This is a genomic window from Paenibacillus sp. RC73 (assembly GCF_044908085.1).
GTDB lineage: Bacteria > Bacillota > Bacilli > Paenibacillales > Paenibacillaceae > Paenibacillus > Paenibacillus terrae_A.
The window spans coordinates 391,857-407,914 of sequence record NZ_JBIYCV010000001.1 but is presented as its reverse complement, the minus strand read 5'-3'; the positions used below and the strand labels follow the sequence as shown (position 1 = coordinate 407,914).

The window sequence follows — 16,058 nt, the reverse complement described above, 5'->3', positions numbered from 1 at the left end:
AGAGACGACGAACGATGTTTAAAAATATAAAAACAGATTCAGATCGTGAGGAGGTGCTGGAGCTGCTAACCTACGCCGTGCTGGATCACCCTGAACGCGGAGAAGCAGCTTTACGTACCTATCAAACCTCGGATGACTGGAAGCTGTTCGGTGTAGAAGATGAAGGACTTGTTGTAGGTATTGTCGGATTTGAGGAGCAGGAGGATGAAACCATCGTAATCCGGCATCTGGCCGTGTTGCCTGAAAACCGTCATAGAGGATATGCCAGAGGTATGCTGCTTACGCTCATACAGGAGCGTAATCCGAAACGGCTTACTGTGGACACCGATGCGGAAGGGGCAGATTTTTTTCGCAACGTGGGCTTTGCTGTATACGGATCGGAGGACTTGTCCGAGGATGGGCAATTTCATTGTGTGTATGAAATGGACGAAGAATAAGCGAATCTCCGGGTCCTGCGTCTCTTTTTTTACATAAGATATGATATGTCGGGAATTGACGTCATTCTCATGTAAAAGTTGATGTGCCTTTGGTTGCAAAGGCATTAGCGGGGGAGTTGGGTTCCAATGGGTTACCACTACACGGCTATAGGAGATTCATTAACGACAGGTGCCGGGACGCTGCTGACTGGCGGATTTGTGCCTATCTATCGACGAATGGCGGAAGCACGTCTTCGTACTCCAGTCAGTTACGAGAATTTGGGAATCAACGGACTGACATCGCAGGAACTGCTGTCTTTGATCCGCAACAATCCGCTCTTTCGGTCGGCGTTGAGCGCGGCTGAACTCATAACGGTGACGATTGGCGGGAATGATCTGCGCCCATACGTCAGCGCCCTTGCTGGAGGCTCCGGTTCGTCTGCATCGTCCATTCCGCAAGCGGTGAGCCGCACGAAAGAACATGTACGCCAAATCGTACATGCCCTGTATCAGATAAAGTCCGGCCAGCGTGAGCCATTTATCATTCGAATGGTGGGGTTGTATAATCCTTTGCCGGGCGTGCGGGAGGCGGGGATATATGTGCGCCAATATAACTCATTTCTCGCTACGCTGGGCGGTCCGAATTACCGGGTGGCGAACATTTACCCTGCGTTTGAGGGCAACGAAAGGGAACTGCTCTCGCTGGATCGGGTGCATCCGAACAGTCGCGGCTATCGCGTCATTGCGGAGGAGCTGAATCGGCTTGGATATTCGCCATTACGGTGAGCGTAGAAGGAATTTGCGACAGAAGAAAGAGGTCCATCATGGCTGTGTATCTGACCATAGTGGACCTCTTTATCTTTAGCTAAATTGAACCTTTTAAACTTCCAAAATAGCTTTCAGCTTGGTACAGTCTTCCTGTAACTCGGGTAGCTGCTCCAAAAAAAGGAGGAGTGCTTTAACGTGGGCAGTTTCCACGTTTTGTTCCGAAAGCTCCCCCTGTAGCCTGCTTAGTATTTGCATATGTTCATTCTGGATTGCTTCATCTAATTCGATTTGTTTCAAGACTGCGTCCATGTGTTGAAGCACATGGGCGATTTGTCTTCCTTTGGTCCAGATTTGATCAGAATCTTCATGGAATCCGGAATCGCGGCCCCACATGATTTGATGTTGAACATCAGGGCTCAGCATACTTTGTGCCAGCATATCCGTAATGCTGACGATAAATTCAGCCAGTGTTTGATGTTCCGTCCAGGACAGCTCTGAATCGCTCATTCGGAAGGAATTGATAATAATGCTTTTGACGACAAACCCAATATCGTACGCATAGTCATTTATGGACTCTCCATAAGCATCAATTAAGAAATCAACCATCACGTTAGATAAATGATGTTCAACACGGTCAATAGCTTGTGCGATTTTTTCTTCCTTGGAACCGATTAAAGGGACGGAGTATACCAGCAAATGAACTTTATTCTTATAAATCCGGCCCAGCGCAATCAAATTCAGTTGTCTCAACTTTTCACGGGAAGGTAGCTGGTGCTTCAAATAAAGTTCTTTAATATCTGCATCAAGAAGTTTTTCAATCAGGACGATTGTCCCCAGCAGCAACTCTTCTTTACTTTGAAAGTATTTATAAAAGGAAGCCTTCACCATCCCGCTTTCGCGGGCAATCTCATCGACCGAGGTGGCATCGTAGCCCTTTTCTGAAAACAGGGAAAGGGCGGCATATATAATATCATCGCTCGTTATTTTTTTCATTGTACCCCCAATTTTTTGCTCTGTCTTTTTAATTTCCAGCGGGCAATAACCATATACAGGGACGGAACCACAAACATTGTAAGAATGGTCGAGTACATCAATCCAAACATAATGGTATACGCCAGAGGTCTAAACATAAGTTCCCCAATAAGAGCAATCGGAATCAGACCGACAATGGCTGTCAGCGAAGTAAGCAGTATGGGGCGGAAGCGCGCTTTGGTCGCTGCAATAACCGCCTCTTTCAGTTCCATCCCTTCGCGTCTTGCATCCTCTATAAACTCGATCAGCACAATACCGTTCCGTACGACAATACCAGCCAAGGTCATCAATCCGAGCACCCCCATAAAAGTGACCGGTGTGTTCAGAATGAACAAGCCGAGGAATCCACCCGCAGCCGCCATATACACGGTAGTCAAGATGATAAGTGGGGTTGAGAACGAATAAAATTGCAAAAAGATCAGCATGAAGATTAATAGTATGACGACAACATATAACCATCCTATTTCTGATAAAATGTCATCTTGTCCTGAAATCTCGCCGCCAATTTCCCAAGTGTAGCCTGGAGGAAATTTAATGTCCTGCAATTTAAGCTTGACATCCTTCATGACTTCGGAAGCTGTACGCCCGTGAACTTCAGCTTCAACAGTAATCGAACGCTTTAAATTATAATGGTTAATTTTTTGTGTTGCAAAGGATGGCTTCAACTCAGCCAATTGAGATAAAGGGATTTGAACACCATTGGCATTGGTCACATTCAATTGCTGAAACAAAATTTCAGGATTTTGATCGGTTTGGCTTAGCTTCAGCTTAATATTTATCAAATCTTTCCCCGTATCAAATCGGCTAAAGCTCACGCCATTACCCATTAACAAGAGTGTACGTGTCAGATCATTATTGCTAATCTGATATTGATCCATCGCTTGTTTATTGATTTGGAAATCCAGCGTATAGCCTTCATTTTCCATATTGTCTTGTATGTCCTGTGTTCCTCTGGTAGCCATAATGCCTTCTTTTAACTGCTGTGACAACGAACGCAACTGATCTACATCATTGCCTAAAATCCGAATGGAGATCGGCTTACCGAGAGGCACCCCCACTTTGGCTATTTTCAAGGAAATGGATTGACCCGGATAACGATCCTTTAAGATGGAGGGCCATTTGTCTGCCATTTCATCGGGATCAAATGCACCTTCTTCCCCAACAATAGCAATCTGCCCCACGGTTGTGCCTGTTTTGGCGTCAGCGGTCATATCTTGAAACAACGGGGGGGCGTCGCCGCCAGCCGCATAACTGATCGTTTCCACATGAGGCTGCTGCTTCACCCATTTGGCAATATCCTCGGTGACCCGCTTGGTTTCTTCTATAGAAGTACCTATAGGCATACGCACATTAATGCTTAATTCCGGATCGTTGGTTCTGGGGAACAGGTCGATCGGAATCAGAGCAAGTACACCGTACAGCGTGGTACTAATCAATAATCCTAATGAAGCATACAATGCAGGTCGATTGATGACTTTGGGAATCAGCTCACTGACATATACGTTACGAAGAGCATCAATTTGTTTGCCCAGCAGTCCCGGCGGCTTCATGGTGGAGTTGGGCGTTTTTTGACTTCGTTGTCCATACCATTCTCTAAAGATTGGGATGACGGTAAAGGACATGAGCATGGAAGCCAATAACGTAAAGATAACAGCAAACGGTAATGGTTTTATAAGGGAGCCTGCATCGCCTGATAAAAAGAACAGCGGGGCAAAGGAGGCTACAGTTGCCAGAGTTGCGGTCAAAATGGAAATGGAAACTTCTTTTGTTCCATTTAATGCAGCTATCTTGGGACTCTCACCCAAGGTCATCATCCTGCGCTCAATATTATCATTAACCACCACAGCATCATCGACTAGAATCCCCATTACAATAATTAAGCCAATGACCGTAACCTGATTCAATGTTATTCCGAGCATAGGGAGAATAATGAGACCTATGGCGATTGAAATAGGAATAGCCAGTGCCACAAAAGAGGATGTAATCAGATTCAAGCCCAATGTACATACGATCACAACCGCCGCAATGGCAAACAGCAATTCACGGGTCAAGCCATGAAAAATATGATCAATCCGCTCGGTCTGTGAAAATAACGTATTCAGTTGAAACGTATTAGGCAGATCTGGTTTTAACAACTGCATCTCTTTATTTACTTTGCTATAAATCGTGTCTACGTCAGAGCCGGTATTACCGTTAATCGTCAGTGTAATAGCTGGTTTACCGTTAAAAAAGGCCATATAGCTGCTGGTGTTATGTGTAAGCAATATGGTGCCCACATCACTGAGATACACAGGAGCGCCGCTGTCCGTTCTGGAAATAATGACTTTACTCAAATCCTGAGCATTCTTGGACTGCGTTACATTCATTCGGTACGTACGTTCATTGTAATCCAGATTGCCTATCGGATATTGCTCATTTTCCTTCTGCACTGCACTCATGAGCTGTTCCCAACTGATATGGTACTGCTGTAGCTTTTGAGCATCAATCTGAATTTGAACCTCTTGATCGGGTAATCCCTTAATTGTTACTTCCGATACACCGGGAATGGTTTTTAATTGATCCTTCCACGATTTCACCATATCATTTAGTTGATACAATTGCTCTATAGAGTCCCCCGTGATGGCGTAGGAATGGATAAATACCTTATTCAAATCATCGTTAACGACAGGCTTTTGAGCATCTGTGGGCAGAGAAGACTGGGCATCGTTTATTTTTTTGCGTAATGTATCCCAGGCTTCCTTAGCATTGGCATTGCCTTTGGTCTCAATGATAATCGTCGAAAGTCCATTTTCAGATGTAGAAGAAATCTTTTTAATATGATTGATTTCTTTCATTTTTTGTTCCAAAGGCTTCGTGACCGTTTGTTCTACCTTTTGGGGTGTAGCTCCAGGGTAGAGGGTCGTGACCACAGCGGTTTTCTTGATAATATCCGGCGTTTCCTGCCGGGGAAGTTGAGAGACACTATACAGCCCGGCAACAATCACCATGATAAAAATAAAGAGGGTCAGTTTTTTCTTTCGGATAAAATATGCAATCATTTGCTGGTTCCCTCCGTGACCTGAAGAGGAAGTCCATTATAGATCAGGTTTACTCCGGTCGTAACCACACGATCCCCGACATTCAGCCCCTTGGTAATTTCGAGCTTGTTGTTGGACATTTGACCGACATTCACGACCGTCTTGACCGCCCTGTTGTTCACCACTTTATAAACAAAGGTATCTGTACCGTTATTAATGACAGCCTTGGCCGGGAGCAAAATTTGCTCACTTTGGGTCAATTGGCGGCCTGCCTTTACGACTTGTCCGGGGGCCCAATCATGCTGGATGTTGGGAACCATCACTTCCACGTTGATACTGCCCGTATTGGTGTTGGTGGCCGGATAAATTTTGCTGACCGTTCCTTCTCTGTTCTCATCGTACAGTTGAAGCTGGACTATCTGACCTTGCTTCCAGTTCGTGATTTCATGATCGGGAACAGGGAGCAACACCTTGAGCCTGTCGATTTGTCCGATACGATATACCGGCTGTCCAGCGCTCGCCAATTGTCCGACGGTTGCTTTTTTCTCCAGAATAACGCCGGAAATCGGTGCTTTTAAAGCTGTCTTGGAGAGGGCAAGCTCGGCCTGCTTTTTGGCAATGACCGCTTGCTGGTATGCCGCAGCAGAGTTATCTTTGGAGGCTACGGCCTGTTCCTTCGCGGCGATGGCAGATTCTTTCCCGGCTTGGGCTTGCTGTAAACTGGATGCTGCCGATTGCCGATCTTCTAATGTCGCTCCCTCCTGTATTAAGGAGAGGGCTTCTTGTGCATCCTCCAGGTCCTTGGTGGCATTGGTCAAAGCGAGCTGCGCATTTTCATAATCGTTTTTGGTTGCAGCTCCCTGGTCATATAAGAGCTTGGTGCGTTCAGCGGTAGCCTGTGCTTTAGTCAAAGCGGACTGTGCTCTTTGCACTTTGGTGCGCACCTGCGCTTTTTCTTGTTCACGGGCGCCCTTGTTCACTTTATTCACTCCGGCCTGAGCGGCCATCTTTTTCGCGTCGGCGGATTGAATGGAGGCATCTGCGCTTGAAATGGCGGCTGTAGCATTTTTGATACCTGCTTGTGCTTCAAAAATAGTCGCATTCGCTTGCTCCAGTTGTAGCTGATAGCTGGATGGATCAAGCTTCGTTAATATCTGCCCTTGGGATACGGAGTCTCCCACATTGACAACTGTGTCGCGTATCAGTCCGGATAACTCAAAAGATACAGAGGTATCCTCATAGGGCTGTAGTGTGCCTGAAAGGTCAAAAGAAGCAGACAGCGGCTCTTTTTTAACAACTATCGCTTCCACCTTTTGGTTTTGTTGTTCTGCTGCTTCATGATCACTCGATCCTGTAGATGAGCAAGCTGAGGTGAACAGAAGAATGAATATAGCAGATATGTAGAGACTGTGTTTCAACAAGATGATCATCCTTCCTGATTTGGACTTTATGGTTTATATTTAAACTCATTAGTTCATAAACGGATTATAGGGTCTGATCTGTGGCATGTCAATAACTGTTATGAAAAAACATTCCAAATTCAGGTATCAAAAAAAGCCGATTCAGGCGAGTGGAGGTGCAGGGTGGACAAGCATAAAAACGACCTTTCTCAAAGGATGAGAAAGGTCGTTAAGAAAAAAATATAAGCTCGTCAGCCGATTAATTTACGGAATAAGCTGCGTACAGCCCACTTGCGCTCACTTCGTTTGCGGTATTTGGGCAGAGAACGATAGACGGCAATCGACTGGTTAAAGGCTGCCGTGGCCTCATCCTTGCGTTCCAGCATCCGGTACATCAAGCCTGTCAGATAATAGCCTTCGCTGGAAGAGGACTGAATTTCCTGAAATTGCTGAAGATAGTGAAGCGACTTATTTACATCACGTTCCTTGAAAGCTGCGGCTAAATGCAAATAGGGTTCGCCGTATTGTACCCGCGGGTTAATGTCCAGTGCTTTCAGCAAATGCGGTTCTCCATCTTCGATGTGCCCCGTATGTACCTCAGCCGTTCCCCGTGCGTTCCAATAATCTGCGGAATCCTCATAGCGGGACTGGATGTCCAGCAGCAGTTCCAAAGCCTGATGGTATTTCTTGCTCTCGATCCAAATACGAGCCAAATCGAACTTGGCAGCCACATCGTTGGCATTTAAAGCGATCTGTTGACGCAGCCGGGCAGCATTGCGCCTTCTTTTCCATGGCTTGCTGATGCTGGGCAATACACCGACAAAGCTGCGATCCAATATATAGATCACAATCAGCAGTACGAGCAACGCCAGAAACGGGTTGCCGAGCAAGCTCCATAATAGAGAGAAAATTAAAAATTTCCCGATCATTCTGCTCCCATCCTCCTGTACATGTAACTATCCATACTTTCCACATTATAGCATATGGTTATCTCAAGGGTCATTAGCATGGCGAGGTTGTGAAGGAGTGTAAAACAGGCAGTGTGAAGTAGTGTGTTCATTTATGATGTTCGATGTACATTCTTACCAGAAAGGCAACTTTGGAACGGTGGTAGCTCTCTAACTTGGTAGGGTACTTGTACGTGCTTTTGAGATAACAGTGGGCACAAATGAATGCACCTTTGGACATAATGATAGATTCTGTCGAATGGCAGAGTACACAACGTTCAGGCTTATGCTTGTAAAAATGTCGCATGTTCAAAGTCTCCCCTCATATGTACGATAGGTTTCTATGACTCGTCCTGAATGCCAAGTAATTGGGATACTATTTTCCTGTGTCGTTTGGCTTTTCTTGTACCGTGAATGAGATTCGACAGACGAGAAGGCGGAATTTGGTACGTCTCACAAAACGTTTTCTGATCCAGTTGCCTTTCCACAAGCTTCTGCTTGATCGTCCATCCGAAGGGCGTTACAGGGTGTTTTTTATTATTGTCCAACATGATTCACCTTCTCTATATTAAGGATTGAAAAATTAGTAAGTGTATAAAATGAGCTATCTGCTATGATGTTGAATTTACTAATTTATTTACATTTTAAGCGTACAATAAAATACCATAATTTCTTCTTCACACTAAAAATGTAAAAAGCAATTTGATTTGTATATTATTTATATCCATTCTGAAGCAGTTGTATAATCAGGATATTATATGAAAAAAGTAGTGATCTAGTATATGAGGGTGAGTAGCAGTATGACAAGTTCTGATGATTGGAGGAAGGTTTATGGAATATGCAGTTGAAATCCGTACAGAGATACGGAAGTGTATGCAAAAGAAGGGATATAACTTATCAAATTTTGCGAAAGCATCAACTATTACATCCAGTCATCTCAGTTCGTTGCTTAGTGAAAGACCTAGTCGACCATTATCGGTTCATCAACTGGATCGAATTAACTTTACTCTAAATAATCCGGAAGGTTGTTTTTATGAGTTGTATGTAGATGAATGTTTTTTGTCAGGAAAACCACATCGTAGTCGTGTGAAGCCTTTTTTGTTACGTTGCGCGGAGTTGGACAAAAAGAATTGTATTGAGCAAGTATTATCTCGTATGATGGAGGATTTAAATTATATTTCTTTGGTGTTTGAAGTTGCAGAGGAATTGCACACCAAAGGAAACATTCATAAGTCGCTTGTGTTTTTTGAATGTGTAGCAGAACATGAGAGATATCAGCACTCCGAGCGTTTGGCAATCAGCCAATATCGGCTGTTTTGAGCACCATTGGGAAAGGATTTGGCAAAGAACAGAGATGCGGTAACCCGATTTTCACCTTTTCGTAATCGTTTACCTGTGAATTATCAGTTGGATGGACTAATACAATTGGGCAATGCATATTTTACATTGCATGACTGGATGCGATTGGGAGAAAGCGCAGATAATCTAATCATATTAGCTAAGGTTGCTTATCAAGAACAGCAACAAAGAAAAACAGGTAGAGGTAAAAAGCCCCTTTTAAAAACAGAACGAAATCTAGTTGTTTATTATGGCCAAGGTTATCTGATGAAGGCAACTGCTTGTGAGAAGCAAGGTTTGTATGAAGAAGGAAAGAATGATGTAGAGAATTTCAAAATGTTTGCTGTCGCTAACTCCTACACTCTTGATATGCTTATGGGACATGCAGACATGTTAGAGGAATATACACAGTATCTATTCGACCATCCAGAAGAAATTCTAACTGGTTTGGCAGTCATTACAGAAGCCGCTAATAAGTATGGATTTGCGATTGAAGATACACTTACTAAATTATCTAACAAAATGGTAAAACTAGAACAACGAGACGAGAATATCTATAATCACTGGCGCTTGAATTTTCACTATCAACTTGCTATTTATCTGTTACGCAAAGGACGGATTGAAGATGTAGCAGTTAATATTTTGAAAATGTTGGAAACATCCGTCCTGCTTAACAATAGCAGTCTGTTTATTCAGGGAATCTCTCTTTTCGAATCTTGTAAAGATCAAGTTGGTGATTTCCAACGAAACGATTGTTGCTTGGACTTGATAAAACAAAATCACACTTTTCGGAGATCATATAGAGTATAACTCACATAAACTACATAATTACATCTGAACCTTGCCACTTGCGGCAGGGGCTTTCTGCTTTCGTATTATTTAATCGTAGCAACATTGTTCATTCAGTGATTTTCTGTTAAATGATACAAACTGGTGCTTTCGACAAGGGGAAAAAGGTTTATTCAAGCAATCACATTGAGCGATATAAAAGAGATATCAGGATAAAATATGGATATACGTCATTTCAACCTTCTGATAACATGGTGTACATCCTACTTTATAGTAAGCGTGGACTTATGGAGCGAGTATTAGTTCCACCTGACAAACTGTTACAGATACCTGAGGTTAACAGAATTTTTTAATTGAAGTAATTTCCGTTTAGCCTTGTCAAATTTATTGAATGACACATACGGTATACAGTATCTTAAAAAAAGGAGGAGTTCATGTGAGTGGATGTGTTGGAGGAGCTGAGCGTAGGGAAGAGCGTAGGGAAGAGCGTAGGGAAAACTGTTTTGGTGCTTTCACATCGCCAGCAGCAATTTTGGTGCTCTTTATTCTGTTGGTTATCATCACTAAAGCCTGTTGGGTTTAATTTTTAAAGCAATGTCACGGTAATGCCCAATCATTGTTTCGGTATAAAAGGCTCTATCGGTATGTAACCGGTAGAGCCTTTGTAATGTTTACCTGTCACCCAATAGGTGTTCCATCAGGTAGTTTAATATCTGGTTTCAATAGAACCACATCCCCCTTTTCGGGTATTCCTCCAAGGACTAATACCTCTGAATTAAAGCCTGCTATCCGTCGGGGAGGAAAGTTGACTACACCTATTATTTGTCCCCCTATAATATCTTCAGCGACATATCTTTTTGTAATTTGTGCACTAGATGTTTTTATTCCAATATCTTGTCCAAAATCAATCTCAAGTTTAATAGCAGGTATTTTTGCTTCTGCGAAAAACTCAGCTTTAATAATTGTTCCAACACGAATATCCAGTTTCAAAAAATCGTCAATCGTTGTCATTTAAACATTCTCCTCATCTACTGTTATTTTTGAATTACACACTAATTAATTACAATTTTAATATTTAGCAACTGTATAGTTTAAGGATTTTGCCCAAAAATACACCCCCATACCGAATAAAGTCATCATTCCACCTATGAATTGAGATACAGAGATTGTTTCTCCCAAGAAAAAGTAGGCGAGAATTATGGCGAGAACAGGTTCTCCAATAATACCTACAGAAACAGTAGTTGCACCCATTGATTTCAATAAAAGATTAAAAATATATTGTCCGAAAATAGTTGGAATTACTGCAAGTAAAAAGAAATACATCCAATCCGACGAGTCATATTCGATCAAGGAATAATTATTCAACAAATTGTAGACTAGCATGACGCTGCCACCCAGAAAAAAAACAATAACACTATATAAATTTGCATCTATTTTGTGACTTACTTTCTGTCCTGCCAACATATATGCTGAAACCAAGATTGTACCTAATAAAGATAATCCATCTCCGATTAATGCCCCTTTCGAAATCCCAATGTCTCCCCAAGCTATAATGATTGAACCGAAAAGAGCAGCGATCAAACAAAGTATTGTTATTATGTTTGCTCGTTCTCTGAAGATAAAGTATGAACCCATCATTACAAATAAAGGCTGTAATGATAAGATGACCATCGAGCTCGCAACTGAGGTATATACTAAAGATTCCATCCAGAATAAGAAATGTAACCCGAGAAAAAGACCAGCTAAGAAAACGGTACTCCAATCTTTTTTGTTCATCTCTAAGGATCGGGTCATTTTCCAAGGTACAAAAGGAAGCATTATTATAACTGATATATACAGTCTGTACATCCCAGCGACAGAGGTTGGAGTGTCTGAGGATTTTATCATGATGGAAGAGATAGAAACAGACAATATGCTGATGAAAAGCAAAACATACGGACGAAACAGCAGAAACGGTTTATTTATTTTCATAATGACGCCTCCAAGATGTTTTCTGTGCACAGAATTGTAATGATAAAGCGAAGCTGTATATAATAATATCACCACTATTATTTAATTTGTGTAATAATATCTTTAATTTATATAGAAATATCGTCATCAGAAAGGACCTCGCAAAAATGGAAAAACAATTGCACGAGACCATTTTATATCCCGATGTTTCATTTCCATACATCATGTACACCCATACTATTCATAGAAGTATCCCTGAAGGTAGAGGATTTAATGATTTACATTGGCACGAAGAACTACAAATCACTTTGGTTACTAAAGGAAAACTAGTTATACAAGTTAATGGGATTAATCATGAATTAGAAACCGGTCAGGCCATTTTAATTAATAAGGGCGCCCTTCATGTTACTACGCACCTGACACATAACGGTCAATATGTCAGTTTTAATTTCCCTGAAAAGCTGCTTGCCTTTTATGCAGATAGTGCCATGGAAAAAAATTATGTACTACCTTATACAAACTCTTCCTTAGTGTCATTAGCAATAAAGGGAGAAGTTGAATGGCAAAGTCAAGTACTAGAAATGCTTTGGGATATGCAAAAGAAATTTGATATGAAAAAAAACTGGGGGTGGGAATATGAGGTTTCCATCAAAACTGTTCAATTATGGTTAATTTTAATATCTAATATTTCGATTTCTGCCGAGGAAGCACCTAAATACATGAAACTGCAACAGGAAAGACTTCAATTGCTGCTTAGCTTTATCCATCAAAACTACTCAAACAATATAACATTGCAAGAAATTGCTGATGTAGCACATTTAAGTGTTTCAGAGTGCAATCGTAGTTTTAAGAGAACCATTCATATGACACCTTACGATTACTTGATTAAATACCGCATCAAGAAAAGCAGTGAATTATTAATCTCAACACATTATACAATAACTGAAATAGCCCACAGAGTGGGCTTCAATAATGCAAATCACTTCATTCAGTCTTTTAAAAAACATTATAAAAAAACACCTAAAGAATTCCGGAAATTTAGAAATGAAGCCATTGATTAAGAAGTGAAGTAGCCGATCCATGCTATATGCATATTTAAGAGTACGAAAATTTTCAAAAGGACGGGGTGGAGAAGATGAAGGCTTCTGCATGTTCCCAGACTCCATTACAATGTTGAGCAAACCAATTTTGTGTCCATGTCATAGTATCCATTGAAGTATAATACCTCAACCATAATAGCCTTCGACAATATAAAATAGGGCCGCTTCATTCTAAAACAGCCTGCGGGCTGTTACGAAACGTTGCTGCCATTTATCGTCAAGCGTGTCAAAATGAACGCCGCGTTCTTTGGAGAACGTATGCAGCAATTTGTTGTTTCCCGCATAGATAGCCACATGGCCGATCTCCAGCCCGCGTGCGCTGAAGAACAGCAGGTCGCCTTTGCGTAGCTCGTTTAGCCCGACCTTCCGGCCTTCTTTAGCTTGATCGTAAGAGACACGGGGGAGCTCGATGGAGAGCGTATGCCGGAACACTTCCGCTACAAAAGAAGAACAATCAAAGGTCGATCTCTGGCTGGTTGCTGCGCCGAATTCATAAGGGGTACCGAGGAATTTCTCCCCGTAGGCGATCAGTTCATCCCCTTGCCGTTCCGCCAGGGATGGGCTGGTATAATCGCTGTATTTTGGTTTTGCCGATATGTATCCAGTCAGATTGTCTTTGGTGCGCACTTCCAGCCAGAGGGCATTGACCTCGCGGATGACATGAACCTTTTCGCCGCCTGAAATAAGCCTCAGGGAAGGGGAAGCACCCGATGAATCTGGCTCGCTGCGCAGGTTGACCCCGGAAAGAACCGTTGTGAAAAAATCGTTTCTGGAAACAATCCGGATCGTCCGAGTCAGTGCATCCCACTTCACTGTGCTCCCAAGCGCTTCGCTTACAAAACGCAGCGGAATCATCGTATTACCCTGAACAATCTGTCCGGGAACATTCAGGGACAGCTCATTGCCGTTTAGGGTGGAGGTGAGTTCCCCGATACGGTAGGTCAGCACCGTGTCGTCTTTGGTTGCCGTTACGGTTTTGCTGGATCCGTTCCAGGAGAGCCTAGCTCCTTGCGCCTCAAACAACTGGCGCATGGGGACGAGCGTTGTCCCGTCTAGCAGCAGCGGCTGGGCGGCAAGCTGGAGCGGGCGGTCATCCAGATAGACGGTCGTCACTGGAGTCAGCGGCACCGACTTCGCATAAGACGGGTTCGCTTGGAACTGCAATACCGCCAGTAGAGCCAGCAATACTCCCTTTTTGATTGTCATGCTGTCATCACCTCGTTGTTGATATGTTCATCTAAGTTGTACGAGGCTGCCCTTGATTAGTTGTGTACCAAATATTGGAGCGATTCTAGCTTTCCTTCAAGGCGCCGTGCACGAATCCATAAGCCGCTGTCAACCGGCGACGTGCTTCAGCGGCGTCAACTCCGGCCAGCAGCATAACAATCGCCGTCTTCACGTGGCCTTCCGATTCATGGAAGGCTTGTTCAATTTGCTCCCCGGAAGCATCTGTAGCCAGTTCGATAATGCGCTTGGCCCTGTAGACCAGCTTCTCGTTAGAGGGGTTCAAATCGACCATCAGATTACGGTACACTTTGCCGATACGGATCATTGCTGTTGTGGTCAGCATGTTCAGGATCATTTTTTGCGCCGTTCCCGATTTCATCCGCGTTGAGCCCATGACAACCTCGGGGCCGACGACGGCTTCAATCGTCAGCTTGCCGAGCCTGGTCATCGGCGTTCCGTAGTTGTTGCAGAGGCCGATAACCACCGCTCCCCGTTCTCCGGCGCGTTTCATCGCGCCCAGCACATAAGGCGTGCGTCCGCTGGCGGCAATGCCGATCACGACATCGCTCACGCTGATTCCGGCATCGTCGATATCGGAGGCGCCCAACTCCTCGCTGTCTTCTGCGCCTTCGACCGGGTCCTTGACGGCCCGGAAGCCGCCGGCGATTAAGCCCTGCACCATCTCGGGGTTGGTCCCGTAGGTCGGCGGACACTCCGAGGCGTCAAGAATGCCGATTCTCCCGCTCGTTCCGGCACCAATGTAGAACAGCCTGCCGCCATTGCGGAACGCCTCCACGATAAAGTCGGCTACTTCGGCAATCTGCGGAATCAGACCGTGGATTACCTCGGCGACCTGGCGGTCTTCATTGTTAATTAGATGCATAATACCGGCGGAATCGAGATGGTCGATTGCATTTGTTTTGTCATTGGGCTGCTCTGTGACTAAACTACCTAAAATATGGTTCATGAGGTTTTTCCTCCTACCAGTCTAGTATACTGAGTATTTTGCATAATTTCCTAAGCAATATTTCAGCGGTATTTCAATCGAATATGCAAAATCCTGTTTCTCTGTATTGAAGCTACAACAAGGTGGATGGGGGTTCATCCTGCCGCCCGTTCGCCAGTTCGCGGGCCAGCCGCGCTGCTCCAACCGAAGGCGGCGCTCCCCGGCTCCCATCAACAAAAACCAGTCCACCGAATGACTCCTGTAGCCTGTCGCACAGTATTTCGCGGAAGAGCGGCGCGTATCTGAACATTGAGCCGCTGAGCACGGCCTGCCCCTGCCGGAGTACGGGCGATCTGCGCAGCAGCGCTGCCGCCGTATCCGCGAGCGCTTCGGCTTCGCTTGCAAGAATGCCAGTGGCGGCAACATCTCCTTGCGCTGCGGCCTGAATGCAGATTTTGGCGAATGCGGCGATCTGCGCTTTGCTGTAGGCCGGGTTATAGATGTAACCCTTCAAGTCGGTAATCCGCTGAAATCCATACTCCTGCATAATCATATCGGTCATTATGGTCGGGGGATGAACGGCGTCGAAGCTGCGCATGACCGCTTTCAGCGTGCGCAGGCCGACCTGGTAACCGCTGCCTTCATCGCCCAGATAATGTCCCCAGCCGCCGGTGCGCAGGCGGGAACCGTCCGGGAGATAACCGTAGCATATGGAGCCTGTGCCTGAAATGATGAGCACTCCGGAACGGCTGCTGAGCGCGGCCATCAGGGCAATCTCTCCTTCGGAGCGCACAAACACTGGAAGGACAAGCCCACGTTCTGACAGATGCTGCTGAACAGAGCTTTTAAGCAGATCACATTCTTTCTTGGTATAAAAACCTGACATACCAAGACAGATGGAAGCGCAATCTTCAATTTTCGTCTGTAATTGTTCCAATACTACGTTAATAACTGACATGACTTCTGTAAGCGCTACCTCGAATCCGACGCTATGCGGATTCGAAGGCCCTCCGGTACAGCGGGTCAGCATGACTCCCTGTTCGTCCAAAGCGGCTGCATCGGTCTTTGTGCCGCCTCCATCAAGGCCTACATACACTTTCATCGATCAATCACCACTTTGATTTTTTT

At 44.3% G+C, this 16,058-nt stretch carries 15 protein-coding genes and 1 pseudogene; 6 read left to right on the top strand and 10 right to left on the bottom strand.

All coding sequences use genetic code 11. The features are described from left to right. The first annotated feature begins 14 nt into the window (after window positions 1–14). On the top strand, window positions 15–437 hold the full coding sequence (locus tag ABH897_RS01910) for a GNAT family N-acetyltransferase (RefSeq protein WP_283655564.1): 423 nt from the start codon (window positions 15–17) through the stop codon (window positions 435–437). Window positions 438–563: 126 nt separating this feature from the next. Next, window positions 564–1,202 (top strand): GDSL-type esterase/lipase family protein, encoded by a 639-nt coding sequence (locus ABH897_RS01905; protein ID WP_283655565.1) that lies wholly within the window; start codon window positions 564–566, stop codon window positions 1,200–1,202. A gap of 93 nt (window positions 1,203–1,295) precedes the next feature. Here the strand turns inward: ABH897_RS01905 and ABH897_RS01900 are convergent, their stop codons facing one another. The 5 genes from ABH897_RS01900 to ABH897_RS01880 form a co-directional block, all read right to left on the bottom strand. Further along, window positions 1,296–2,177, bottom strand: coding sequence for a TetR/AcrR family transcriptional regulator (locus ABH897_RS01900; RefSeq protein ID WP_137062646.1), 882 nt, complete (start codon window positions 2,175–2,177; stop codon window positions 1,296–1,298). Further along, on the bottom strand, window positions 2,174–5,254 hold the full coding sequence (locus ABH897_RS01895) for an efflux RND transporter permease subunit (RefSeq protein WP_283655567.1): 3,081 nt from the start codon (window positions 5,252–5,254) through the stop codon (window positions 2,174–2,176). The genes ABH897_RS01900 and ABH897_RS01895 overlap by 4 nt, the downstream gene beginning before the upstream one ends. Further along, a complete protein-coding gene (locus ABH897_RS01890) occupies window positions 5,251–6,663 on the bottom strand; it encodes an efflux RND transporter periplasmic adaptor subunit (RefSeq protein WP_404580039.1) in 1,413 nt (470 codons plus the stop codon). The genes ABH897_RS01895 and ABH897_RS01890 overlap by 4 nt, the downstream gene beginning before the upstream one ends. Before the next feature lie 221 nt (window positions 6,664–6,884). Beyond that, a complete protein-coding gene (locus ABH897_RS01885) occupies window positions 6,885–7,562 on the bottom strand; it encodes a tetratricopeptide repeat protein (RefSeq protein WP_283655569.1) in 678 nt (225 codons plus the stop codon). Between the two features lie 359 nt (window positions 7,563–7,921). Next, window positions 7,922–8,131 carry an XRE family transcriptional regulator gene (locus tag ABH897_RS01880; RefSeq protein WP_283655570.1) on the bottom strand — a complete coding sequence of 70 codons (210 nt, stop codon included), beginning with the start codon at window positions 8,129–8,131 and terminating at the stop codon, window positions 7,922–7,924. A gap of 280 nt (window positions 8,132–8,411) precedes the next feature. Between ABH897_RS01880 and ABH897_RS01875 the strand changes: the two genes are divergently transcribed. The 3 genes and pseudogenes from ABH897_RS01875 to ABH897_RS01865 all read left to right on the top strand — a co-directional run. Further along, a complete protein-coding gene (locus ABH897_RS01875; protein WP_283655571.1) occupies window positions 8,412–8,900 on the top strand; it encodes a helix-turn-helix domain-containing protein in 489 nt (162 codons plus the stop codon). A 75-nt stretch (window positions 8,901–8,975) separates the two neighbouring features. After that, window positions 8,976–9,728 carry a hypothetical protein gene (locus ABH897_RS01870; protein ID WP_404580210.1) on the top strand — a complete coding sequence of 251 codons (753 nt, stop codon included), beginning with the start codon at window positions 8,976–8,978 and terminating at the stop codon, window positions 9,726–9,728. A 484-nt stretch (window positions 9,729–10,212) separates the two neighbouring features. Beyond that, window positions 10,213–10,290: pseudogene (locus ABH897_RS01865) on the top strand (YjcZ family sporulation protein); the annotation flags it as partial. A 95-nt stretch (window positions 10,291–10,385) separates the two neighbouring features. Here ABH897_RS01865 and csaA read toward each other — a convergent pair. Together csaA and ABH897_RS01855 are read right to left on the bottom strand one after the other, a co-directional pair. Then, window positions 10,386–10,718 carry a chaperone CsaA gene (gene csaA / locus ABH897_RS01860; protein WP_404580040.1) on the bottom strand — a complete coding sequence of 111 codons (333 nt, stop codon included), beginning with the start codon at window positions 10,716–10,718 and terminating at the stop codon, window positions 10,386–10,388. 57 nt (window positions 10,719–10,775) lie between these two features. After that, on the bottom strand, window positions 10,776–11,678 hold the full coding sequence (locus ABH897_RS01855; RefSeq protein ID WP_283655573.1) for a DMT family transporter: 903 nt from the start codon (window positions 11,676–11,678) through the stop codon (window positions 10,776–10,778). 146 nt (window positions 11,679–11,824) lie between these two features. On the opposite strand from ABH897_RS01855, the gene ABH897_RS01850 reads away from it, so the two are divergent. Then, entirely contained in the window at window positions 11,825–12,718 is an 894-nt protein-coding gene (locus ABH897_RS01850) for an AraC family transcriptional regulator (RefSeq protein WP_404591054.1), read from the top strand. Between the two features lie 210 nt (window positions 12,719–12,928). Here the strand turns inward: ABH897_RS01850 and ABH897_RS01845 are convergent, their stop codons facing one another. The 3 genes from ABH897_RS01845 to ABH897_RS01835 all read right to left on the bottom strand — a co-directional run bounded on the left by ABH897_RS01845 (window position 12,929) and on the right by ABH897_RS01835 (window position 16,032). Further along, window positions 12,929–13,963, bottom strand: coding sequence for a C40 family peptidase (locus ABH897_RS01845; RefSeq protein WP_404591052.1), 1,035 nt, complete (start codon window positions 13,961–13,963; stop codon window positions 12,929–12,931). 85 nt (window positions 13,964–14,048) lie between these two features. Then, window positions 14,049–14,951: an N-acetylmuramic acid 6-phosphate etherase gene (murQ, locus tag ABH897_RS01840; RefSeq protein WP_404591050.1), complete on the bottom strand. Its 903-nt coding sequence runs from the start codon at window positions 14,949–14,951 to the stop codon at window positions 14,049–14,051. 112 nt (window positions 14,952–15,063) lie between these two features. After that, on the bottom strand, window positions 15,064–16,032 hold the full coding sequence (locus ABH897_RS01835) for an N-acetylglucosamine kinase (RefSeq protein WP_404591048.1): 969 nt from the start codon (window positions 16,030–16,032) through the stop codon (window positions 15,064–15,066). Window positions 16,033–16,058: the final 26 nt, after the last annotated feature.